20 protein-coding genes are annotated in these 23,543 nt (G+C 63.8%); 12 read left to right on the top strand and 8 right to left on the bottom strand.

Annotation, left to right across the window (positions count from 1 at the left end):
- Window positions 1-18: 18 nt before the first annotated feature.
- Window positions 19-909 (bottom strand): hypothetical protein, encoded by an 891-nt coding sequence (locus tag ABIA90_RS09755; RefSeq protein WP_354118677.1) that lies wholly within the window; start codon window positions 907-909, stop codon window positions 19-21.
- 293 nt (window positions 910-1,202) lie between these two features.
- The gene (locus ABIA90_RS09750) at window positions 1,203-2,792 is read right to left on the bottom strand and encodes a winged helix-turn-helix domain-containing protein (protein ID WP_354118676.1); all 1,590 of its coding nucleotides are present in this window, start codon (window positions 2,790-2,792) and stop codon (window positions 1,203-1,205) included.
- Window positions 2,793-3,105: 313 nt separating this feature from the next.
- Between ABIA90_RS09750 and ABIA90_RS09745 the strand changes: the two genes are divergently transcribed.
- Entirely contained in the window at window positions 3,106-4,479 is a 1,374-nt protein-coding gene (locus ABIA90_RS09745) for a 4Fe-4S dicluster domain-containing protein (RefSeq protein ID WP_354118675.1), read from the top strand.
- A 187-nt stretch (window positions 4,480-4,666) separates the two neighbouring features.
- Here ABIA90_RS09745 and ABIA90_RS09740 read toward each other — a convergent pair whose 3' ends face one another.
- Window positions 4,667-5,083 carry an SRPBCC family protein gene (locus ABIA90_RS09740; RefSeq protein ID WP_354118674.1) on the bottom strand — a complete coding sequence of 139 codons (417 nt, stop codon included), beginning with the start codon at window positions 5,081-5,083 and terminating at the stop codon, window positions 4,667-4,669.
- Between the two features lie 298 nt (window positions 5,084-5,381).
- On the opposite strand from ABIA90_RS09740, the gene ABIA90_RS09735 reads away from it, so the two are divergent.
- Both ABIA90_RS09735 and ABIA90_RS09730 read left to right on the top strand, forming a co-directional pair.
- A complete protein-coding gene (locus tag ABIA90_RS09735; RefSeq protein ID WP_354118673.1) occupies window positions 5,382-5,591 on the top strand; it encodes a hypothetical protein in 210 nt (69 codons plus the stop codon).
- Between the two features lie 129 nt (window positions 5,592-5,720).
- Window positions 5,721-5,966, top strand: a complete 246-nt coding sequence (locus ABIA90_RS09730; protein ID WP_354118672.1) for a hypothetical protein — start codon at window positions 5,721-5,723, stop codon at window positions 5,964-5,966.
- Window positions 5,967-6,025: 59 nt separating this feature from the next.
- Here the strand turns inward: ABIA90_RS09730 and ABIA90_RS09725 are convergent, their stop codons facing one another.
- From ABIA90_RS09725 to ABIA90_RS09715, 3 genes are read right to left on the bottom strand one after another with little or no spacing between them, the layout of a single operon-like run.
- The gene (locus tag ABIA90_RS09725) at window positions 6,026-7,042 is read right to left on the bottom strand and encodes a methyltransferase (RefSeq protein ID WP_354118671.1); all 1,017 of its coding nucleotides are present in this window, start codon (window positions 7,040-7,042) and stop codon (window positions 6,026-6,028) included.
- A 24-nt stretch (window positions 7,043-7,066) separates the two neighbouring features.
- Entirely contained in the window at window positions 7,067-8,041 is a 975-nt protein-coding gene (locus ABIA90_RS09720) for a Bug family tripartite tricarboxylate transporter substrate binding protein (RefSeq protein ID WP_354118670.1), read from the bottom strand.
- A 46-nt stretch (window positions 8,042-8,087) separates the two neighbouring features.
- Window positions 8,088-9,005, bottom strand: a complete 918-nt coding sequence (locus ABIA90_RS09715) for a DUF1127 domain-containing protein (RefSeq protein ID WP_354118669.1) — start codon at window positions 9,003-9,005, stop codon at window positions 8,088-8,090.
- 153 nt (window positions 9,006-9,158) lie between these two features.
- Between ABIA90_RS09715 and ABIA90_RS09710 the strand changes: the two genes are divergently transcribed.
- The 4 genes from ABIA90_RS09710 (at window position 9,159) to ABIA90_RS09695 (ending at window position 14,519) form a co-directional block, all read left to right on the top strand.
- On the top strand, window positions 9,159-10,745 hold the full coding sequence (locus ABIA90_RS09710; RefSeq protein ID WP_354118668.1) for a winged helix-turn-helix domain-containing tetratricopeptide repeat protein: 1,587 nt from the start codon (window positions 9,159-9,161) through the stop codon (window positions 10,743-10,745).
- A gap of 111 nt (window positions 10,746-10,856) precedes the next feature.
- Window positions 10,857-11,972: a winged helix-turn-helix domain-containing protein gene (locus ABIA90_RS09705; RefSeq protein ID WP_354118667.1), complete on the top strand. Its 1,116-nt coding sequence runs from the start codon at window positions 10,857-10,859 to the stop codon at window positions 11,970-11,972.
- Window positions 11,973-12,132: 160 nt separating this feature from the next.
- Window positions 12,133-13,353, top strand: a complete 1,221-nt coding sequence (locus tag ABIA90_RS09700; protein WP_354118666.1) for an MFS transporter — start codon at window positions 12,133-12,135, stop codon at window positions 13,351-13,353.
- A gap of 11 nt (window positions 13,354-13,364) precedes the next feature.
- Window positions 13,365-14,519 carry an acyl-CoA dehydrogenase family protein gene (locus tag ABIA90_RS09695; protein WP_354118665.1) on the top strand — a complete coding sequence of 385 codons (1,155 nt, stop codon included), beginning with the start codon at window positions 13,365-13,367 and terminating at the stop codon, window positions 14,517-14,519.
- A gap of 204 nt (window positions 14,520-14,723) precedes the next feature.
- Here the strand turns inward: ABIA90_RS09695 and ABIA90_RS09690 are convergent, their stop codons facing one another.
- A complete protein-coding gene (locus ABIA90_RS09690; protein WP_354118664.1) occupies window positions 14,724-16,889 on the bottom strand; it encodes a putative bifunctional diguanylate cyclase/phosphodiesterase in 2,166 nt (721 codons plus the stop codon).
- A gap of 468 nt (window positions 16,890-17,357) precedes the next feature.
- Between ABIA90_RS09690 and mepA the strand changes: the two genes are divergently transcribed.
- From mepA to modC, 5 genes are all read left to right on the top strand, one after another.
- A complete protein-coding gene (gene mepA, locus ABIA90_RS09685; protein ID WP_354118663.1) occupies window positions 17,358-18,302 on the top strand; it encodes a penicillin-insensitive murein endopeptidase in 945 nt (314 codons plus the stop codon).
- A gap of 342 nt (window positions 18,303-18,644) precedes the next feature.
- The gene (locus ABIA90_RS09680) at window positions 18,645-19,148 is read left to right on the top strand and encodes a hypothetical protein (RefSeq protein ID WP_354118662.1); all 504 of its coding nucleotides are present in this window, start codon (window positions 18,645-18,647) and stop codon (window positions 19,146-19,148) included.
- Between the two features lie 182 nt (window positions 19,149-19,330).
- Window positions 19,331-20,116 carry a molybdate ABC transporter substrate-binding protein gene (gene modA / locus ABIA90_RS09675; protein WP_354118661.1) on the top strand — a complete coding sequence of 262 codons (786 nt, stop codon included), beginning with the start codon at window positions 19,331-19,333 and terminating at the stop codon, window positions 20,114-20,116.
- 13 nt (window positions 20,117-20,129) lie between these two features.
- Window positions 20,130-20,825: a molybdate ABC transporter permease subunit gene (gene modB / locus ABIA90_RS09670; protein WP_028160381.1), complete on the top strand. Its 696-nt coding sequence runs from the start codon at window positions 20,130-20,132 to the stop codon at window positions 20,823-20,825.
- A 2-nt stretch (window positions 20,826-20,827) separates the two neighbouring features.
- Window positions 20,828-21,490: a molybdenum ABC transporter ATP-binding protein gene (gene modC, locus ABIA90_RS09665; RefSeq protein ID WP_085402661.1), complete on the top strand. Its 663-nt coding sequence runs from the start codon at window positions 20,828-20,830 to the stop codon at window positions 21,488-21,490.
- Between the two features lie 147 nt (window positions 21,491-21,637).
- Here modC and ABIA90_RS09660 read toward each other — a convergent pair whose 3' ends face one another.
- Window positions 21,638-23,431 carry a potassium/proton antiporter gene (locus tag ABIA90_RS09660; RefSeq protein WP_063980718.1) on the bottom strand — a complete coding sequence of 598 codons (1,794 nt, stop codon included), beginning with the start codon at window positions 23,429-23,431 and terminating at the stop codon, window positions 21,638-21,640.
- Window positions 23,432-23,543: the final 112 nt, after the last annotated feature.

Raw genomic sequence — 23,543 nt, 5'->3', positions numbered from 1 at the left:
CGGAAAATCAATGCGCTATCACCTTACCTCGTCAGCGCGGGGCGGGAACAATACGGGACTGTTCTCCGGCATGTCTCCTCTTCGATTTGTGGCGCAATCGAACAGCCACCGCGGTGGCAAATCCGTGAGTAGCGCCACCAAGTGACATGCAGCCTGTTCCTTTGAGACGCCCGGCGGGTAGTAGATTGAGGAGTCGCGATCGATTTCGGCATAGAACTGAGCCCGTTTGGCGATGATTTCGCGCGTCTTCTCGTCCGCGAGCTTGAAGCACAAATCTATCAGCCCCCCGTCCGCCGTGCCTCGCGACAAATCGGTTGAGAACGCCTTTTGAACGGCCTCGATGGCCAAGGATCTCTTTTCCTCATCGACCTCTTTCTTCTTACGCTTGATCCACGTCCTCGCCCACCAGGTCGCAATGACTGCGAGCCCAAAAGCAGCCAGCGTAGCCAATACCGAGGCCTCCGGAGCCAGCCAAGCCGACAACGACGCCAAGACCAGGAAAAGCCAAACAGCGATGGACGCAAGGTAAATCGTGCCGATACCTACTCGGTGGTCGACTTTCCATGGGATGCCGAAAAGACGAAACTTGAGCGACGCGCGCGGGCGGTTGGCAAATGCTCCATCCGCGAGACCAAGACTTCGTTCAATGTATGCGGCACGTCTCACGAGTTCATCATACAGCTCGTCATTTCTCGTATTGTAGGTCACGAGCCCGATCGTTGCGATCAGGCCAAACAACGAGAACACAAAGCTCCGGCCATCAATGTGGTCGACTTTGAGCGCAATGGCTACGGCGGTCGCGATCGGCAGCAGACCCAGCAACTTGAACCGGATGTCGGTCAGCGTCCGAAAGTTGCTGCAGACCTCGCCGTATTCCGTGGAAAGTGCGTTTCGACGATCCTTGTCCATGGCCTGCTCCGCGAAAACGTCCAGTTCTTGCCGAACCGAAGTTAGTTGGCGCGCACAGTGCAGTTTAGCACGCGCACGGGTCTACCCAATGTGGGCTAGTTCACGCTTGCGCTCCGGCATACTGAAATCCGCCCCCCAACGACGTTGGTGAAGTTGGGTTTTCGTCTCTGATCAATGTCTGCTGCTGGCCGATCAGCGAAGTGGCGACACCTTTCATTGAGGTCCGCTTGGCGGAGTAGAGCGGGCTGACTTTGCTCACTCTGAGTTCTTCGCATTTTGACCCAAGTCGGACATCAGCACTCGGGCACCCCGGCCAACCGCATGCCCTCATAGACGCGCTCACGCCTGGCGAGGTAACTCGGATTGTCGCTGTATGGGTTAGCGCGGAAGCGACGAATGGTGAAATTTGGCTGGAGCGTCAATCCGGCTTGCGCTACAGCGCGCGCCTCATCCAGCTGCCCGACAAGCGCTAGGGCCGCAGCGAGAAAAAAATGCGTGAAGGGAAAATTCCGGTTGGCCTCAATGCTGCGCCGCAACCATGCGACCGCATCGGCATCGGCACCGAGCCAGAACTTGGCGAGGCCCATGACCATCATCCACCGGTAAGCAAAGGTGTCGCGAGGTGAGAGGCGGAGCGCGTCATGGATGTGGGCCTCGGTTTCCTCAGCGCGACCAAGATGAAACTTGCCACGACCGATCCAGCCATGAGCGTTAGCCAGATTTCGATCCAACACCAACGCCCGCGCGCATTCGGCAATCCCTTGGGCTGCGCGGAATGTGAAAATATACACCACGCCCAGATACATGTGAGCCTGCGCGTGCTGTGGAGCCATTGACAGAGCCTTGTTTAGGGCCGTCTCTGCCGCCGCCAGGGACGCGGCTCGGTCTTCGGTAAAGAAGTTAACGCCCATAGAGTAGTCAACTATGGCCGTGCCAACCAGTGCTTCGATACTGCCGGGATCAAGCGCCAAGACGCGTTCGAAAAAGCCACGCGCTTGCGTCAGGTGCTCGAGGGTCACTCCCTTGTTTAAGTGAGCGATGCCCTGGAAATACAAATCCATCGCGTCGGGACGTACAGAGTGTTCTGCCCGTCGGGCCTCAATTTCAACAAGCTGGGCATCCAGCGTGTTGGCTAACCGCGACACAATTTCGTCCTGCATGTCGAACAGATCAGCGATAGGCTTGTCGAAACGCTCGGCCCATAGGTGGTTGCCACTTTCGGCATCGACAAGCTGCACGTTCACCCGAAGCCAGTTCCCACTGCGCTGTACGGAGCCTTCGAGCACGTAACGGACGTTCAACTCGCGCCCGATCTTCCTGAGGTCGACTGCTTTATCCTTGTACGTGAAGGCGGTGTGTCGGCCGATCACGAATGAACCGGAGATGCGCGACAAATCCGTGGTCAAACTCTCGGTCACGCCATCAACGAAATAGCCTTGCTCGGGATCTCCGCTGAGATTAGCGAACGGCAGCACAACAATGGAAAGGCGATGTGCTGAAGACGACGTCTCTGCAGTCACGCCACCACACGCCGCCGAACCAGCCTGCTCGGCCGGGCTCCCCTGTGTTTCTTCCTGCACGGCCCCAACGAAACGGAAGCCTTTGCGCGGCAGCGTCTTGATCAGAAGCTGCTTCTCACCGGTGTCGCCGATCGCGCCTCGGACGGCATTGAGACGGGTCGTCAATGCAGCATCAGAGACGGAGCGGTTGTCCCAGATGGCGCGGATCAGGTCGTCCTTGCTGACGACGCGCTCCCTGTTGCGGATCAGGTAGTCGAGCAGGTCGAAGACCTGTGGCGCGAGAGGGATCATCTTGGCGCCGCGACACAGCTCACGCCGGTCTGTGTCAAATGTGTAGTTCTCGAAGAGATAGCGCACAGCCATTCCCCTCGTGGCCTAGCTCGCTGAGGGATGTCAACCACGCATAAGCTATGCCGCCGGTAAGCAAAATGTAAGCCGCTCAAGGTGGTGATTGTCTGCTTCTGGCCCATCGCGACAATTGTGGGAGGCTTGCCGAGGTCCCCTGTCAGGGGCGGAGCCGACTTGATTTGCTCACTGCAAGTATTGCTGCTCGTGACCCGAAGGCGACAAATCCCCATTGCGGCCTGCTCGTGTACAGCTCGCCAATTGTGGGTTAGGTTCCGGCGCTGTCGTATGCCGCACGTAGCTGATCCTCCAACAGGCCTGGGAGTTGGTCATGCAGCCGATGAACGAGGTCCCCTTCGAGACGTCCCTGGCTGAATATGCCGAAGACATGCTCGACGCCTGTACGCGATGCGGGAAATGCGTCGAGGCCTGTCCGAGTGTCGAGCCGGCCGGCATCTCGCGGACGACAAAGTCCGAAGACATCATCGGCGGCATTCTCGAGCTGGTGCGTACCGGCAACGGCCCGGAAGCGTCGCGCAAATGGGCGCAGTCCTGCATGCGGAGCGGGGCATGCATCAAGGCGTGCAGCTATGGCGTCAATCCGCGTTTCCTGCTGAGCATGGCGCGGCTTGGCATCGCGAAGTCGGACAATGAGCTTGCCGAACGGCGCCGGCGGGGTGTCGAGAGGTACCGCGACGGCAGTCGTGGCGTGAACATGCTTTCGCGCCTGCAACTCGATGCGGACGTGCTCGAACGACTGGGTCAGAGATCGGCGTCGGTCGCCACGCCCGTTGAGGCGCCGGATTTCGTGTTTTACACCGGCTGCAATGTGCTCAAGACGCCGCACATCGCCTTGCTTGCGCTCGATATCATGGACGCGCTCGGCGTCAGTTACCAGGTGATGGGTGGGCCGAGCCATTGCTGCGGCATTCTCCAACTCAAGTCCGGCGACGCAGAGATGGCCGGTCGTATGGGATCGAGTACGATGGAAAAGCTGTCGCACTCGAACTCGGGGCAGGTGATCTCCTGGTGCCCGTCGTGCTACGTCCAGTACACGGAGACCATCCTGCCAACGGTGGAGCGACAGCACGGGTCGCGCCCGTTCGAGATGAGCCCGTTCATGCGCTTTCTCGGCGACCGGCTGGCGCAGCTAAAGCCGCACCTTCAGCGCAGGGTCGAAATGCGGGTCGCGCTGCACAGGCATCCCGGCGTGGCCGGCGTCGTGGAAGCCGCCGCTGAGATCTTGACGGCGGTACCCGGTATCGAACTCGTCGATCTGAACCAGCCGGCGGTGGGTTTGCAAAGCGTGGATGTCGGCGTGCTTCCAAAGTACAAGCGCGAATTGCAACTCATGGTGCTTGAGGCGGCGCGCGATGCAGGTGTCGATGCACTGGTCGCGGTCTATCATTCCGATCATCGCGAACTGTGCGCGCACGAGCGCGACTGGCCATTCCGTATCGTAAATATCCTTGAAGTGGTTGGCGAAAGCATGGGCCTGCATCGGCACGATCGCTACAAAGAGCTCAAGATCATGCAGGACGCCGACCAGATCGTCGCCGACTGTAGCGACCTGATCGCAAAGCACTCGCTTGATCCCGGCAATGCGCGTGACGTGGTGGTGAAGGTGTTGCTTGGCGACCAGCCGCTTCCCCTGAGGCGTGGCGCGCCCCCGGAGACGCGCGCGGGGGGCGTGGAGCCGTCGTAGCAGCTTGACGTCACCTGTTGGCCCATCGCGTCGGTGAGCCCGGCGCAAACCTGAGGTCGCCGGCTGAGGGGTCAACCGACGCGGCTGCCCCCGAAGCCGGCTATTCCTCGACTGTCAGTTTCCGTCAGGTGCTCCGCGCAGAAAGCCGACGGCGCCCGTCAGGGACATCTCCTGCCCCCGCACGGCTTCACGACGTCTTCTGCTTCGCCTGCACGTGTCGTGCGAAGTTGTCGAGGATGGCCTGCCAGCCGCCCTGCTGCTGCTCAACCGAGTGTGTCGGTTCGCTATCGAAGACGACGCGGACGACGACGCCCTTCGCCCCGGGCACGAACTCGACTTCGGCCTTGCGATCGCCGAATGAATATTCGATCAGCTTGTGTTCGACGATCGTCGTGTAAGTCCCGGCGAAGTCAAAGCCCATGCTGCCGTCCTTGGCTTCCATGCGCGAAGAGAAGACCCCGCCTTCCCGCAGGTCGACCGTAGCCTTGGTCGTATGCCAGTCGTCGGACGCGGCGTTCCACGCCATGATGTCGGCAGGTGTCGTATAGGCACGCCAGACCTGATCGATGGGGGCTGCTACGGTGGTTTCGACGGTAATCCTCATGAACATAAGCTCCTGGTTCGATTTTCTAGGTGACGGCATCACTGACGTGTGCGGGGTCCATCCAAGGACGATCGAGACTGGTCCATGCCGACAAGGTCGAGCCGTCAAAGCGTTGAAAACACAAAAAAGTCAAAACGTCTGTTGGCCACCCACCAGCGACCGCGAACAAATTGGGGATGAGGGTCACATTTGTTCGATCCGGCTCGCGGCCATTGAACCCGACCCGGGCTCGACGACACTATCTCCCTGCGTCCTAAACGCCCCGCCCATCCGTGGGCGATACGGGGGAATGTCTGTCATGCGAAAGCGAAACTGGCGATTGATTGCCGTAGGCTCAGTGCTGCTGGTGCTCGCCGTCCTGTTCTTCCTCTCGATGCGGGACATGACGCCGTGGTCCAATGATCCTGCCGCCCTGATGCGCACGGTCGGAGAGGTCTCGGGCGCTGTCGGCGGCATCAGCCTCATCATGATCGTCTTCGGTCTGATCGGCAGGAAAGCGCCGGCCTGACAAACGTCGTTCCGGAAGGCCGGACCACGGCGGTATCACGCCTACGCGATGACAGGGAATAGCGGGTCTTCGATGCAAATCTGAATGTCTGAACCGCACATGCAGGGCGGGATGCATTTGGAGACACCTATGATTACCTCAAAGATGCTGATTGTGGTCACGATCGTATCGACGATGGGCGCAGCTTCGGCGCAACCTTTCCACCCGTCGCTGCCCGGAAAGGAAACGACCACTAGGCCGTGGACGGCACCGGTCGGTCACCGCCAGCCCCACGCCTCCGACGTGCCCTCGGCAAGTTTGGGATCGCTGGATTTGCTCGACCAAGAGGATGCCAGCGTCGATCGCAAGATCTCCGGCGTCTGCCGGGGCTGCTGATCGAACCAGCGCCAAGTCCTGATGGGATGAGACTCGACTGGCGTCCCAACGGACGGCAGTCAGTGCCCGACCTTTCGGAATTGGACCAGGCTGAACGAGCCGACACCGCTGGTGCCGACGAAGGCGAAGCCGGCCAGCACGCCGAGCCTGCGATACTCGGCTTCCGTCCGCTCGCGGCCGCCAGGTCCCCGCAGCATATTGAGGTCGCTCATGGCGCAGGAGCGGTCCTGGATCTCGGTCGTCGCAGGCTCCGGCATGATCCGTTCGATCACGATCAACGTTCCGCTGGCCGGCAGCGCGTCCCGGCAGTTGCGCAGAATGATCTCGCAACGATCGTCTCGCCAATTGTGCAGGATGCTCTTCATCAGGATCGTGTCGGCGCCGCCCAGGACCTTCTCGAAGAAGCTGCCGGCGACGAACCGGCAGCGATTGGCGATGCCAAGCCGGTCAAAATGCGCCCGCGCTCCCGCCTCGCAGCGCGCGAGATCGAAGGCGATGCCCTCAAGATGCGGGTTGTGCTGGAGCACGCCGCCGATCAATTCGCCGGTGCCGCCACCGAGATCCATGACAATGCGCGCGGTCGCGAAGTCGTGGGCCGCAACGATCCTTGGAACGATGCTCCGCGTCAGGCTGACCATCGCGGCGTTGAAGCGGCGGGTGAATTCCGGCGCGTTGCTCGTCGCGGCATAGCGATCGTCGCCATCGCCGCGCAGCTCGCCCGCGCTCTTCCCGGAGCGAACGGATTCGACCAGTCCGATCCAGGATTGCGCGAGCATCTTGCCCTCGAAGAGAACCCAGTCCTTGAAGGAGGGGTCGGCGGTCTCGTCGAGCTGCCGGCCGAGCTCGGTCATGGCAAACCGGTCGCGGTCGGCCTGCCTGCACAGGCCAAGTGTCGTCAGGCCAACGAGCAGCCTGCGCAGCGCACTTTCATCGGCGGACACCAGCCGGGCGAGCTCGGTCACCGATTTCGCCTCATCGCCGATGGCCTCGGCGAGATTGAGCTTCGCCGCCGCATAGATCACCGCGGTGATGCGATGCGACTGCACGAGATCATGCACGGATGCCGGCCCGCTCATGTGTTGCCTCCTGTCAATGCCGGTTCAATCGGTCGGGACGAACCCCGTTGCCTGCACGATCGCCTTCCACCGGTCGGATTCGGATGCGATCAGCCGGGCGAAGTCTTCCATGGCGATCGCGTCGGGCTCGACGGCCAGCTTTGCCATGCCGGCCTTGACCTCGTCGGTGCGCAAGGCCGCCTGGATCGCGGTGTTGAGCTTATCGACGATCGGCGCCGGCGTCTTGGCCGGAACGAAGAACGCAAACCATGTGAGGTCCTCGAGCGACGGATATCCGGCCTCCCGCATCGTCGGTACCGCCGGAACAAACAGGCTGCGGCGCGGTCCGGTGGTCGCCAGCGCGCGAAGATCTCCGGATTGGACGAGTCCGAGCGAGCTGCCGATCGGCATGACGGTCGCGGCAATCACGCCCTTGACCAGATCCTGAATCGCGCCACCGCCCTGATAGGGCACGTGAAGAAAATCGAAGCCGGCGGTGCGGCCCAGCGTCGTACCAAGAAAATGGAGCGAGGTTCCGGCGCCCGGCGAACCAAAGGTGGCGTGCTTCGGATTGGCGCGGCACCAGGCCACGAAGTCCGCCAGCGTCTTGACGTTGGCCGGTACGCTGGGACCGACCGTCAGCAATGTCGGGGTCGAGGCGACAGTCGACACAGGTGTGAAATCCCGCGGATGGTATCTCAGTGTCTTGTAGACGTGCGGAAAGAACATCATGAAGCCGAGCGGCGCGAACAGCATGACCGATCCGTCGGCGTCGGCGCTCTTCACCGCCTCCACCGCGATGCGACCGGCCGCGCCCGGACGGGTCTCGACCACGATGGTTTCCGCATAGCCGCTCATCTGGCCGGCCACGAGCCTCGCCAACCCATCCTGCAGCCCCGGCGTGAAGCCCGTCAGGATATGCACGGTTTTCGCGATCGGCTGTGCAAGCGCCCGCGGTGAAATATGCGCAGCGGCGAACGCGGCAGCTGCCGCTGACAACACATCACGACGCGTGATCATCACCCGTTTCCCTGATCGAGCCCAGACCAAATGAGATCGCCGCATGCTACCTGGCCATCGCTGCGGTCTCTGGAGCCATGGATGAGCCGGGTCGCACGAACACAAAACGGGATATCGCAGATATCTGCGCGTCCTCACGGCCGTCCTGGCCGATCAAAATGAGGCCTGCTCCGCCATTCGCCACCGTCAGGACGACCGCTTCGCCCGCCCACGTCCCGATAGGCTCCATCCCGATGGTGAGAAACTCACCGATCGGCTGGTCCAAATACTGGAGTCTCAGCTGCGGCGCGATTTCGGCGGGCGCCAGAGCAAGACCGAGCTGTTGTGCACGCGCATAGATTTCCCGCAGCGAAGCCTCGCCTTGAAACCCGAGCTCGGCAACCGACACGGCAACAAGCTCAACCTCCGCCTTCTTGCGACTTAGGGTAAAGGCCGGTCGAGCGAGTATCTCATCGGCCGCGTTTCCGACGCCGCAGCCCATTGCACTCATCGCGCTGCGAAGAGCGAAAGTATCCGTGAATGTTCCTATCCGGATCGTCTTCCAAGCCAGGACATCTGCAGCCGAGCTGATCGGAATCTCCGATCTGCGAGCCGGCGGGTCGACCTTGACCGCCAGCTGCCTCCGCAGGACATCCTGCGCCGTGCATTGAGCCTCGGCGCGATCCACGGGAATCAAGCCGAGCAAGTTGAAGAGCGACAGGATCGCAAGCGCACTACCAATGCGCCAGGATGCCGGACGATCGGGCCTTGCGCGGCCTTGCTGCAAGGCAATGTAGTCAATCTCGGCGCGCGTCGCGCCGAGATCAATCAGCTCCCGATCGCTGAGGGCACAGAGAGCGGTTTGTACCTTCAGTCGTCTTCGGCGCTTCTGCCATGCGCTCCAGACCCGCAGGAAAAGGCTGGTCACTTGCTGCACGGGTGTGGCAGTCCGTCGCACCTGCGCAACGCCGTTGATGGTACTCATCGGCGATATCCCTTGGCGATACCTTTACCGAGGGCAGGATGTCAGGACTTCGCCGGGCACGCTTGACGTGCAGCTTACATTTTCCTGACCGGCGCCTTACTTTACGCCCCAGCAGGTGCAGAGGCGGCTTCATCCAACGACGGGAGTGGCAACTTGCGCTATCTCTTCGATGAATACGTGCTCGACACGGATCGGCGCGAGCTGCATCGCGGGGCCGACGCTGTTTCCGTTGCGCCACAGGTCTTCGACATTCTCGACTACTTGATCGGCAACAGGGAGCGTGTCGTCAGCAAGGACGACCTCATGAACGCCATCTGGAAGGGGCGCATCGTATCGGAGGCAGCGCTTGCGACCCGCATCAATGGCGTCCGTACGGCAGTCGGCGATTGCGGGGAAGCGCAGCGCCTGATCAAGACGATCCCGCGCAAGGGCTTCCGTTTCGTCGGAGCCGTTCGGGAAGTACGGGAGCCGGGTCCTTCAACCGTCCCTCACCTGTCAGAAGCGAAAACGGCGCCCCTCCCGCTACCGGATAAGCCCTCGATTGCCGTACTCCCTTTCGTCAGCCTCAGCTCCGATCCCGAACAGGAGTATTTCGCAGACGGCATCGTGGAGGAAATCACGATGGCCCTGGCTCATTTTCGCTGGCTGTTCGTGATCGCACGCAATTCGAGCTTTGCGTATAAGGGCCGGGTCGTCGACGTAAAGCAGGTCGGCCGCGAGCTTGGTGTCCGCTATGTCCTCGAAGGTAGCGTGCGCAAAGCCGGAAATCGCATTCGAATCGCGGGGCAGCTGATCGATGCCGAAACTGGAACGCATCTCTGGGCAGACCGCTTTGAGGGCCCGATCGAGGACATGTTCGATCTGCAGGACAATCTGACGTCCAGTGTCATAGGCGCAATCGCCCCGAGGCTGCAGCGTGAGGAAATCAAGCGGGCAAGGCGGAAGCCACCCGAAAATCTGGATGCGTATGATCATTATCTGCGCGGGCTGGCGAAATCCCGTTGGTCCAACAACGCAAACACCGAGGCGTTGCAGCTCTTTTGCAAGGCGACCGAACTCGACCCTCGACTGGCTTGTGGCTATGCCATGGCCGCCTGGTGCTATACCCGGCGCAAGGCGAACGGCTGGATCAGCGATCCCGCGAAGGAAATTGCGGAAGCCACCCGGCTGGCCCGGAAGGCCGCAGAACTGGGGGCAAATGATCCGGTTGCACTGTCCGTCGGTGGATATGCGCTCGCCTTCATAGCCCACGAGTTCGACGACGCGGCTGCTTTCGTGGATCGAGCTTTGGCTGACAACCCTAACTTCGCGCAAGCCTGGGCCACCAGTGCCTGGCTGAGAGTTTGGAGGGGAGAGCCGGATCTCGCCCTCGAGCACTCCGCACATGCCGTGAGACTTAGCCCGCTCGATCCGCCCATGTACTACGACGCGCAGGGAGCCATGGCGTATGCGCATTTTCTGGCGGGCCGCTATGACGCGGCAGTATCATGCGCCGAGACCGCATTGCGTGGTCAGACGAGTTTCCTGCTCGTGACCTGCATTGCCGCAGCCAGCAACGCATTCGCCGGGCGGCGTGAACAAGCGCAACGATCCCTCCTGAAAGCCCTTGAATGCAATCCAGATCTTCGTGCCAATCTCGAGAATCTGGCACCGTTTCGCCGGGCAGATGACTTCGCGATCTTCGAGAAGGGTCTCTGCGAAGCGGGCCTTCCGGAAAAGCACGACCTTGGCACCCCCTGACGGGGTGGACCAATGTTCGCGGCTTACATTTTTGCTAGCGAAGGCCTATTCTCCACGGGTTATTGCTCCCGCGCCCTCGGAGAATAGAGGGCAGGCTTGGAGAATGGTGCCATGCGCTATTTCTTCGAGGACTGTGCGTTGGACACCGAGCGGCGCGAATTGCGGCGCGGGCTCGATGTGGTGCCCACGACACCCCAGGTTCTCGATCTGCTCGAACATCTGATCCGCAGCAGGGATCGCGTCGTCAGCAAGGACGATCTCGTCAACGCGATTTGGAATGGCCGGATCGTATCCGATGCGGCGCTGACGACCCGGCTGAACGCCGTCCGGCGCGCGATCGGTGACTCCGGTCAGCAACAACGTCTTATCAAGACATTTCCACGCAAGGGCTTTCGTTTCGTGGGCGCCGTGCACGATGAGGATCGGCAACCAGGAACCACGGCAGCGGTTACGATCCCGGTGGCCTCTGCAAACGCTGTTGGCGAACGGCGATCCGCAGGCTGGCTGGAGGACCTCAGGGGCCGTTTGAAGCTCGTCGGCAGCGTGCTGGCGTCGGTCGCCGCCATCGGCGCAATTGCCGGTGGCGTTGCCGGATACTGGAATGCCTGGAAGACCGTCCGTACCGACGCACAACGGGAAGCTCAAAATATCCAGCCACAGCCGACAGTCAGGCCCGAGATCGCGCCTCGCCTCTCTCTCGTCGTGTTGCCCTTCGCCAGCCTCAACGACGGTCCGGCGCAGGACTCCTTTGCCGACTTGATCTCGACAGGCTTGACCACCGATCTCGCGCGAACGCCCGCCACTCTCGTTGTTGGACGCGACACCGCCTTGACCTACAAGAAGAAGGTAATCGATTTGCAGCAGCTCGGGACGGATCTCCGCGTCCGCTGGGCCGTGCGGGGCGCGGTGAGACGCAACGGAGACCAGGTGCGGGTCAACGTATCTCTAACTGACCTTCAGACCGCCCGCGACATCTGGTCGGATCGGTTCGACGGCGACCTCGCAAACCTGGCCGTCTTGCAGGACACCATCGCAGCGCGGCTTCTCTGCGTCGCACACTTGCACCTCCGTCAATATGACGAAGCCCTTCAACAGTGCAGCCGTTCCCTCAATATGACCGGCACGGATTTTGAGGCCTATATGAGCCTGATCTCGGCGTACGGGTGGCCGGGGCAAATGGAACGGGCACGCGGGGGCAGCGAAACTGCGGCACAAAACACATCCTAAGCCGACGTTGCGACGGCCCATGGCGGGTGACGATGCTCAAGGCAGCTGCAAGGTAACGCGCTCTGTACCCGCGCATTGCGCGTAACCTTGCCCTCCGCCGACAGATGGGCCACCATCCCCGCGCGCACCATCAACAAGAGCAAAAGCGCAGAGGAAACGCATGAGCAAGCCGTCAGGGTTTGACTATGGCTGGGTCGTGGTCGCCGCGGGAGCGCTGATGACCTGTGTCGGCTTCGGCACGATGCTGTCGCTTGCGGTCTTCCTGCAGCCGATCTCCGAAGCGATGGGCTGGTCGCGCGCGGGCGTGTCGGCGGCGGCGACGCTGGATTTCCTCTGCATGGGCGTTGCCGCGTTCTTCTGGGGCACGCTGTCGGACCGGTTTGGCACCCGCATCGTGGTGCTTGCCGGAAGCCTGCTGCTGGGCCTCGGTCTCGTGACTGCGAGCCAGGCAACGAGCCTGTGGCAATTCCAGCTGTTCTTCGGCGTGCTGATCGGCGTCGCTGCCGGCAGCTTCTACGCGCCGATGATGGCGCTCGCGAGCGCCTGGATCGAAAAGAACCGCAGCCTCGCGGTGGCGCTGGTCTCCGCCGGCATGGGCGTGTCGCCGGTGACGATCGCGCCGACCGCAAGCTGGCTGATCACGGCCTATGACTGGCGCACCGCGATGCTGGTGATCGGCTGTGCGGCGTGGGCGCTGCTGATCCCGGCCTGCTTCCTGGTGCGGCCGGCGCCGCAGGCGGCTGGCCCGGCAAGCACCGACGCCGCACCGGAGATCGAGCTGACCGCAGCACAAGCGCTGCGCACGCCGCAATTCATCGCGCTCGCAGCCGCGCATTTCGCCTGCTGCGCGGCGCATTCCGGTCCGATCTTTCACATGGTGTCCTATGCGATGGTGTGCGGCATCGCCCCGCTCACGGCGGTGACGGTCTACAGCGTCGCCGGCGTCTCCGGGCTCGGCGGACGCCTGCTGCTCGGCGCGGCAGCCGATCGCATCGGCGCCAAGCCCGTGCTGGTCGGCGGCCTGTTCGTGCAGGCGATCTGCATCGCGACCTTTCTCGCGGTGGCGCAGCTCGGCGAATTCTACGCGCTCTCGGTCGTGTTCGGCCTCGCCTATGGCGGCGTGATGCCGCTCTATGCGGTGCTGGTCCGCGAGTACTTCGGCGCGCGCATCATGGGCACCGTGTTCGGCGCGGTATCGGCCTTTGCCAGCCTCGGCATGGCGCTGGGTCCATGGGCCGGCGGGCTCGTGTTCGACAATTTCCAGCGCTACACATGGCTGCATGCCGGCTCCTTCGCGATCGGGCTTGCCGCCGTAGCAGTGGCGCTGAGTTTTCCGACCAGACGCAAGCAAGCACTCGACCTCAGCCGCGCCGCGGCCTGACGAGGTGACGCATGAACAGGCCGCAAGGCTTCGATCTCGCTGAACGTGCCCGGGCAATCGCGCCACTGATTGCGCGTGAAGCGGACGAGATCGAGCGCTCCCGTCGGCTAACGCCCGCCGTCGTCTCGGCTTTGATCGAGAACGGGCTCTATCGCGCGCTGCTGCCGCAAAGTCTCGGCGGTGCCGAGGCCCCCATCGAGATCTTCATGCAGATGCAGGAGGAGATCGCGAAGGCGGATGCCTCGACCGCATGGTGTCTCGGCCAATGCAGCGTCTGCGCGATGATCGCGGCTTCGCTCGATCCCGGCACCGCGCACGAGATCTTCGACACGCCGCCCGGCATCCTTGCCTGGGGCGCGATCGCGCATGAGGCGCGCAGCGTCGAGGGCGGCTATCGCGTCACAGCGCGCTGGGATTTTGCCTCGGGCTCGCGGCAGGCGAGCTGGCTGGGGGCGCATGTCCGCATCGTCGGAGCCGACGGGACGCCGCGCAAAAATGCCGACGGCTCGCCAGAGGTTCGTACCATCCTGTTTCCGGTTGCGAGCGCGGTGCTGCACGACGTCTGGCAGGCGATCGGGCTCGCCGGCACCGGCACGGATTCCTATGAAGTGAGCGACCTCTTCATCCCCGAGCGTTTCACGGCGTTCCGTGACGTGCCGTCCGCGCTGCGTGAGACGGGTCCGCTCTACAGGATCGGCACCGGATCGACCTTCAGCCTCGGCTTTGCCGCGGTCTCGCTGGGCGTCGCGCGCGCGACGCTGGATGCGGCCATCGCTTTGTCGCGGGCAAAGCACCAGTCGCTGGCAGCGAGCGCCATGCGCGACAACCAGGCGGTCCAGGGCCTGATTGGCCGCACCGAGGGCGACTTACGCGCTGCGCGCACCTATCTCTATGCGACGGCGAATGCGATGTGGCACGACCTCTGCGCGACCGGCCAATTCAGCCCGGCGCATCGCAGCGCCGTTCGCCTCGCCGCGACCTGGACCATCCATCAATCGGCCAAGGTAGTCGACGCCGCCTATCACATGGCCGGCGCGACCGCGGTGTTCCGCAGCAATCCCTTCGAGCGGCGCTTTCGCGACATGCACGCGATCGCGCAGCAGATCCAGGCACGGGATACGCATTATGAGGATGTGGGGAAGGCGATCTTGGCGGAGGGACGCTGAACTACAGCCGCAATGACGCTGCGCTCCCTCGCCCCGTTCTTACGGGGCCGCGACGAGCTTCGCTCGCGCTGAGAGGGTTGGGGTGAGGGGCATCTCTCCACACGGGCGATCGTTGAAGGGCCTGTACCCCCTCACCCGGAATCCGCGCTACGCGCGCATTCCGACCTCTCCCCGCAAGCGGGGCGAGGTAAGGGGCAGCCCGCCTTACGCCACCATCGCAGCCTTCTCGCCACCATCGATGCCGCGCTGGGCGGCGAGCAGGCTGATGATCTCGGCATTCGGCCGGGCCTTGCTGAACAGAAAGCCCTGGCCCTCGTCGCAGCCCTCAGCGCGGAGGCAGCTCAGCTCGGCTTCGGTCTCGACGCCCTCGGCGGTGATGGTGACACCTAGGCCTTTGCCGAGGCTGACGATGGAGCGGATGATCGCCTGGGCCTCGCGGTTGGCGCCGAGATCACGCACGAAGGACTGGTCGATCTTGATCTTGTCGAACGGGAAGCTGCGCAAATAGCTGAGGCTGGAATAGCCGGTGCCGAAATCGTCCATCGAGATGCGCACGCCGAGCGCGCGCAGCGCATGCAGCGTCGCCAGCACCTGCGCGCTCTTTTCGAGCAGCAACGTCTCGGTGATCTCGAGCTCCAGCCGCCGCGCCGGCAGGCCGGAATGTTTCAGCGCGTCCGTCACCACCGAGAGCAGATTGCCGCTGCGGAACTGGAGCGGCGACAGGTTGACGGCGACGCGGACATCGTCCGGCCAGGTCGCGGCGTCCAGGCACGCCCGGCGCAGCATCAGGCCGCCGAGCGGATTGATCAGCCCGGTTTCTTCCGCGACCGGAATGAACTCGGCCGGCGAGACCATGCCGCGCTCGGCATGCGGCCAGCGCACCAGCGCCTCGAAGCCGGTGATGCGGCCGCTCTGGAGGTCGATCAGCGGCTGGTAATAAGGGCGCAGCACGTCGTTCTGGATCGCGTCGCGCAGCTCGACCTCGATCTTGCGGCGGCTCTGCGCCTTGGCGTCGAGCGCGGCCTCGAAGAACGCAAAGGTGCCGCGGGCATCGGCCTTGGCGCGCGACAGTGCCATGTCGGCGCTCTTGAGCAGTTTTTCGGAATCATCGCCGTCGCCGGGCGCCATCGCGATGCCGATGGAGGCGCCGATCACCACGGAATGGCCGTCGAGCAGGTAGGGATCGGCGATGGCTTCCAGCAAGCGCTTGGCCAGCATCACCGCATCCTCGGGACGCGTCAGCCCGCTCTGCACGATCGCGAACTCGTCGGAGTTCAGCCGCGCCAGCGCGTCCTCCTCGCGCAAGGTCGAGCGCAGCCGCTTGGCGACGCCGCGCAGCAGCTTGTCGCCGACCGCGTGTCCCAGCGTGTCGTTGACCGCCTTGAAATTGTCCAGCCCCAGCATCAGCAGCGCGACCTTGTCGGAGCTGCGCCGCATATGCAGCAGCATCTCGTCCACCTGCTGGCGCAGCAGGTTGCGGTTCGGCAAGCCGGTCAGCCCGTCATGCTGGGCCATGAAGGCGAGCCGCGCCTCGGCGCGCTTGCGTTCGGTGATGTCCATCAGCGCGAGCAGCACCGCGGGCCGATCGGCATAGGTCAGTTCGCGCGAATAGATCGCAAGGTCGATCAGCGCGCCGTTGGCCTTGACGTGCTTCCAGGTGCGCGCGGCCTGCTCCTCGCTGGACCGATCGGTGGTCCAGGGCGGCTCGCTGTCGAAAGCCTGCAACGAGCGGATCTTCAGCTTCTCGAACTCGGCGCGGCTATAGCCGTAATGGGAAATCGCGGCATCGTTGACGCCGAGGATGCGCTCGTCGTCGAGCGCACAGACGATCATGGGGACGGGATTGCCGTCGAACAGCAGGCGGAACGAGGCCTCGCGCTGCTTCAGCTCGGTGATGTCGACGCGCAGGCCGACCACGCCGCCGTCGTCGGTCAGCCGTTCGTCGATCAGGATGACGCGGCCGTCCGCGAGCATCTGCTCGTGGCGCGCGCCGGGCTGATAGAGTTTCTGCAGCCGCTCGGCGATCCACTCGTCCTCATGGCCGGCAGCCTCGGGATAGTCGCCACGCGCGACGCCGATGCGCAGCGTGTCCTCGAGGCGCGCGCCTTCCTCGAACAGATCGGCGGTCTTGCTGTAGATCTCGGCGTATTTCCTGTTCCAGAGGACGTAGCGGCCTTCGGCATCGAGAAACACGATGCCTTGCGGCAGGAGGTCGATGGCCTGGCGCAGGCGCTCATGGGATTTGCGGGCCTCGGCGATCGCGGCTTCCGCCTCGGCGCGGCGGCGCAGGAGTTCGTCGCGTTCGGAAACGGGTTGAGGCGCGCGCGCGAAGCGCGGCTTGCGCGGCTGTCGGCGAGCCCGGGCGAGCACGCCTCCCTTTCGCTTTGCTGTTTTTCGAGACCCCAAACTCAACTCTATGCGTCCCAGTCGCGCCCAGTGGCCGCAAGTTTTGGGGCAAGTGTCTGAAAAAAAAGTAATCTTGGGTGGCTTGTCGATCGATCGCACAGTCTGGTGGCCTCAGGAAAGCAGCCGTTATTGCCGCTTTGCGCGGCGCGACAGCGCCGCCGGGCGCGCCAAGCCCATCACATCGTCGTCATCGGAGAACGCGATGGCGCAAAATTGCGCGCTGCCTTGAATCATTTCCGAGATCGCGCGCGAATGCATACAGAGGGCTGGGAGCACGCCTCCCACGCACGAATTTTGGTCAATGCACGAGAGGGTTATCGTGTCGTTAAAAATCGGCCGGCCGCGCGTAGGGAACTGCGACTTTCGGACAATATTTCGGCCGAAGGACTGTTTCTTAACCCTGACGCCGCGTTGCGTTATAAGGATGACAGCATGAGTCCCCGCCGCCTCGCTCCTCTCCTGCTTGTCATGACGTTCCTGACCGCCGGCGCCGCGCTGGCCCAGGACAAGGGCAGCGTTAACCCAAAACCGCTACCGCCGCTCGCCAACCCAAACGATCCCGGCATCGGCGCCAAGGAGCTGTTCGCGCGAAAGCTGCTGCCGTCGAAGGGAACGGCTCATGTCATCGGCTCCTACACCAAGGGCTGTATCGGCGGCGCCATGCAGATGCCGCTCAACGGCGACAATTGGCAGGTGATGCGGCTGTCGCGTAAACGCAATTACGGTCATCCCGACATGATCGCGCTGATCAAGCGGCTCGCGGCCAGGGCGCATAAGGACGCGGGATGGCCGGGCATTCTGGTCGGCGACATCGCCCAGCCGCGCGGCGGGCCGGCACTGTCAGGCCATGCCAGCCATCAAATTGGCCTGGATGCCGACATCTGGCTGACGCCGATGCCGGACCGTCGTTTGTCACGCGAGGAGCGCGAGGACATGTCGGCGGTGATGATGGTGCGCCAGGACCGGCTAGACATCGACCCCAAGGTGTTCACGCCTGCTCATGTGCTGGTGCTGCGCGACGCAGCGCAGGAGCCGGCAGTGCAGCGCATCTTCGTCAATCCCGCGATCAAGAAGGCGCTGTGCCGGGAGGCCAAGGGCGACCGCTCGTGGCTGTCGAAAATCCGGCCGTGGTGGGGCCACGACTATCACTTCCACATCCGCATGCGCTGCCCTGCGGGCTCGAGCGAATGCGAAGGCCAGTCGTCGCAATCCGAGGACGAAGGCTGCAAGCCGTCCGACCTCGCCTACTGGTTCAGCGACGCCGTGCTGCATCCGAAGCCTCCGCCGGAGCCGCCGAAGCCAAAGCCGCCGATGACGCTGGCGCAGATGCCGGCGGCCTGCAAAGCGGTGCTGCACGCGGTGGATGCGAAGCAATAGGCGGCTGGCTGGGCAAGCTGCCGCCTCACCCACCGCTGTCGTCCCGGGGCGCGCGAAGCGCGAGCCCGGGATCCATAACCACAGGGAGCGGTGGTTGAGCGAAGCGGTAACTCCGAGTCTTCGTCAAATTCCTCCCTGGGGCTATGGATCCCGGATCTGCGCTCCGCTTCGCTGCGCTTGTCCGGGATGACAGAGTCATGACTGGCTCCCATCCTCTGAAATGCGCTAGGATCGCCTTGCCGCTCTGCCGTAAGCCGAGCGGCCCTGTCGGGACGCGCATCCCGCCTTTCAGCAATGACCGCAAGCCCCGCCTCGTTCGCGTGGCCAACGATGAGATTTGACATGCGCGTCCTCACCTTCCTCGCTGCGCTTTCGCTCAGTGCGACCTCCGCTCTGGCTGCCGAAGAGGCCAGCGGCTGCGACAAGTTCAAATGGCCGATCGAGCGTGAGCGCGCCGCGCTCACCGCGCCGGACCGCGCGAAGCTCGTCTCGGGGAGCGAGCAGGCGGCGTTGCCGTCGTCGGCCATCACGTTGGGGCTGGTGGCCCCCGCGGACGCAAAGCTGCCGACGTCGCCCGAAAGGGCGCCGAAGGACGGCACCTTCGCGGGCTTCACCAGCATCAAGGCGCCGAAGGCCGGGCTCTACACCGTCAGCCTGTCCAGCGGGGCCTGGGTGGACGTGGTCCAGGACGGGCATTTCCTCAAGCCCGTGGCCTTCAGCGGCGCGACCGATTGCGACGGCATCCGCAAGACCATGAAATACGAGCTGTCGGCGCAGCCTTTCGTGCTCCAGGTCAGCGGCGCCAAGGACAATTCGCTGTCGATCGCGATCCTGCCGGCACAATAGGCCAAACGGTCGCCTTTGACCTCGGGCTCCGGCCTGCTATCTTCGCAGCTGCGATATCCCTGCCGGCCGTAAGCCGTCGCAAGGTCCCGTGGAACAGCGCTTTCCGCCCGTCGCACGCCAACCCACCCAACGCCAGATTTGCGCGTGCATTCGCGCGCGCGAACTCGCACGGAGCGCATTCCATGATTCGTATTGCCGGACTTTTCACCGCTTTCGTCCTCCTCGCGAGCGCGAGCCTTTCGCCTGCCGCCGCTGAGGACAAGACCATCACCGTATTCGCCGCCGCTTCGATGAAGAACGCGCTCGACGAGATCGACGCCGCCTACACCGCCAAGACCGGCGTCAAGTTCAGCGTCAGCTATGCCGCAAGCTCGGTGCTCGCCAGGCAGATCGAGCAGGGCGCGCCGGCCGACGTGTTCGTCTCCGCCGACACCGACTGGATGGACTACGCCATCTCCAAGAAGACCATCAACGAGCCGACCCGCGTCAATTTGCTCGGCAACAGCATCGTGCTGATCGCGCCGAAGGACTCCAAGATCGACAACGTCACGATCGCGCAAGGCTTCGACCTCGCCAAGCTCGCGGGCGACGGCAAGATCGCGACCGGCGACGTCAAGTCCGTGCCGGTCGGCAAATATGCCAAGGCGGCGCTGGAGAAGCTGGGCGCCTGGCAGGCTGCGGAGCCCAAATTCGCCATGGCCGAGAGCGTGCGCGCCGCGCTGACGCTGGTGGCGCGTGGTGAGGCCAATCTCGGCATCGTCTATTCGACCGATGCCAAGGTCGAACCGGGCGTGAAGGTCGTCGGCACCTTCCCGGCGGATTCGCATCCCGCGATCATCTATCCCGTCGCAGCGACCACCACCGCAAAGGCCGAGACCAACGACTATCTCGCCTTCCTGCGCTCGACCGCCGCCAAGACCATCCTGGAAAAATACGGCTTCAAGTTCCTGGTTAGCCCCACGACCTGATATCCACGACTTGATGCTCGACATCTCTCCCGCCGAATGGACGGCGATCCTGCTCTCGCTCAGGGTCGCCGTCATCGCCACGCTGGTCGCAACGCCGTTCGGCATTGCGCTGGCATGGCTGCTTGCCCGCCATGACTTCTGGGGCAAATCGGTGCTCGATGCGCTCGTGCATCTGCCGCTGGTGCTGCCGCCTGTCGTTACGGGCTATCTCCTGCTCCTCACCTTTGGTCGCAAGGGACTCGTGGGCGGATTTCTGGCCGACTATCTCGGTATCGTCTTCGCGTTTCGCTGGACCGGGGCGGCGCTCGCCTGCGGCCTGATGTCGTTTCCGCTGCTGGTGCGCCCGATGCGGCTGTCGATCGAGGCGATCGATCGCCGGCTCGAGCAGGCGGCTGAGACGCTGGGAGCGGCGCCCTGGAAAGTGTTCTTCACGGTGACGCTGCCCCTGGCGCTGCCCGGCGTGCTCGCCGGCATGGTGCTGGGCTTTGCCAAGGCGATCGGCGAGTTCGGCGCGACCATCACCTTCGTCTCCAACATTCCCGGCGAAACCCAGACGATTTCCTCGGCGATCTACTCGCTGATCCAGACGCCCGATGGCGACGCGGCCGCGGGACGACTCGTGATCATCTCGATCGTGCTCGCGCTCGGCGCGCTGATCGCCGCCGAATGGTTCGCCCGCCGCGCCACACAGCGTTTGCACGGGAACTGACCATGCTGCGCGTCGACATCGAAAAACAACTCGGCGAATTCTCGCTCTCCGCAACCTTCACCAGCGAAGGCCGCGTCATCGGCCTGTTCGGCGCGTCGGGCGCCGGCAAGAGCTCGCTGGTCAACATGATCGCAGGCCTGCTGCGGCCCGACCGCGGCACCATCGTGATCGACGGCGAGACCGTCGACGACACCGCGGCCGGCATCCATGTGCCGACCTATCGCCGCCGCATCGGCTATGTATTCCAGGACGCGCGGTTGTTTCCGCATCTCAACGTCGCGCAGAATCTCGACTACGGCAGGCGGATGAACGGCCTCACGCCCGATCCTGCCCAGCACAAGCGCATCATCGAGCTGCTCGACATCGGCGCCCTGCTCGACCGCCGCCCGGGAAAACTCTCCGGCGGCGAACGCCAGCGCGTCGCGCTCGGGCGCGCGCTGCTGTCGAGGCCGCGCCTGCTGCTGCTCGACGAACCGCTCGGCGCGCTCGACGAGGGCCGCAAGCTGGAGATCCTGCCCTACCTGGTGCGGCTGCGCGATGAAGCCAATGTCCCCATGGTCTATGTCAGCCACGACGTCGCCGAACTGCGCCAGCTCGCGACGCAGATCGTGATGCTGAAGCAGGGGCGGGTGACATCGTTCGGCGGGGTGAAGGTGCTGACGTAGCAGGACCGTGGTCCATCCCAGTCATTGCGAGCGTAGCGAAGCAATCCAGAATCTTTCCGCGGAGGCAGACTGGATTGCTTCGCTACGCTCGCAATGACGAGCTTGCGGCCGCTCCGTTCCGCCAAACTGAAAACGGAGAGCCCGTGGCTAAACCCCCGCCACCGACGTCCACAAATCCGCGAGCTTGCGCCGCAGCGCTTGCCGGCGCGTCAGCGGCGCTGGCGTTTCCTCGTCCTCCGGCAAACGCAGGCCGACGACGTTGACGCGGCCGCCGGAGATGCTGCGCGCAACCAGCACGATCTCGTCCAGCGGCAGCTCGGCGCCCTCCTTCGGCGCGCGGTCGAGATGGACGTCGAAATAGTCGGCGAGGGTCAGCTTGCCGTCATCCTCGCCGACCTTCACGCCGTAAATCTCGGCAAGCTCGGCCAGCGTGTGCTCGCCGGAGACCATGAAGTCGCCGAGCAAATGCGGATCCGGCGCCGAACTCGGCTGCATGTCGACGAAGAAGCGGTCGAGCGACTCGGCCTTTTCCGGCGGGGCCAGCAGATAGATGTAGTCGCCGGGCGCGATCGGATCGGCTTCTGTCGGGGTCAAAATGTTCTCATTGCGGATGACCAGCGTCGGCTTGGACCAGGACGGGATCAGACCGCGGCGGAAATACAGGCTCTTGGGCCGCACCGGATAGCCGACGAGCTGCTGCTCGAGCTGACCGGGCAGATCCAGCTCGACACGGCGCGGACCACGCTCGGCGCGCGGCAGCGCCACGTGCAGCTTGCGCGCTGCCGGCGCCAGCGTCCAACCTTGCAGCAGCAGCGAGATGATGACGACGACGAAGGCGACGTCGAAATAAAGATAGGCCTTCGACAGGCCGACCAGCATCGGGATCGACGCCAGGAAGATCGCGACGGCACCGCGCAGGCCGGTCCAGGCGATGAAGATCTTTTCGCGCCAGTTGAAGCGGAACGGCGCCAGGCACACGAACACCGCGATCGGCCGCGCGACCAGCATCAGGACGAACGCAACCCCGACCGCCGGCAGCACGCTCGTGCCGAGCCGGCTCGGCGAAACCAACAGGCCCAGCAGCACGAACATCACGATCTGCGCCAGCCACGTCGCGGCATCCAGGAATGCCACCACGGAATTATGCGCGCGGGTCGGGCGGTTGCCGATGATGATGCCGGCGAGATAGACCGCGAGAAATCCGGAGGCGTGCATGATCTGCGAGCCGCCGAAGATCACGAGCGCCGCGGTCGTGACAAACGGCGCATGCAGGCCCTGCGGCAGCGCAACCCGGTTGAGCGCGACGACGACGAGACGTCCCCCGAGGAAGCCGACGACGGCGCCCAGCACCGCCTCCTGGATGAACTCCATCGCCACATGGCCCGCCGAGCTCGATCCCAGCGAGATGTATTCGACCAGCATCAGGGTGAGGAAGATCGCGAAGGGATCGTTGGTGCCGGATTCGGCCTCCAGCGTCGCACCGACGCGCGGGCGCAGGCGCAGGCCCTGGGTGTGCACCAGCAGGAACACCGCGGCCGCGTCGGTCGAGGCCACGACGGCACCGACCAGCAGCGATTCCGTCCAGTTGAGATCGAGCGCGTATTTGGCGAACGGCGCCGTGATCAGCGCGGTCAGAAGCACCCCGACGGTCGCGAGCACAACGGACGGCGCGAGCACGGTGCGGATGCTGGCAAAGCGCGTCTTCAGGCCGCCGTCGAACAGGATCAGGGCCAGCGCCACCGAGCCGACCAGATAGGTGGTGCGGACGTCGTCGAACTGAAGCTGCCCGGGGCCAGAATCGCCCGCGAGCATGCCGATGGCAAGGAAGACGAGCAGCAAGGGCGCGCCGAAGCGCAGAGCAAGCAGGCTCGACAGGATACCGGCCATGACGAGGACGGCGCCGAGCAATATGGCGAGGCTGACAGAGTCGAGGGAAGCCATCCACCTTCCGGGTACAAATCACTGGAATTGCATCCTTATCGTCGGCAGACTCCCGCGCCAACCCATTTTCTCCCGCTCGCGGCAATCTGCCCGTATTTTGCGGCCTTAACGC

The organism is Bradyrhizobium sp. LA6.8 (assembly GCF_040547935.1).
In the GTDB taxonomy this organism is placed as follows: domain Bacteria; phylum Pseudomonadota; class Alphaproteobacteria; order Rhizobiales; family Xanthobacteraceae; genus Bradyrhizobium; species Bradyrhizobium barranii.
Note: the sequence above shows the minus strand (reverse complement) of the source record. Positions and strands in the feature narration are given on the sequence as shown.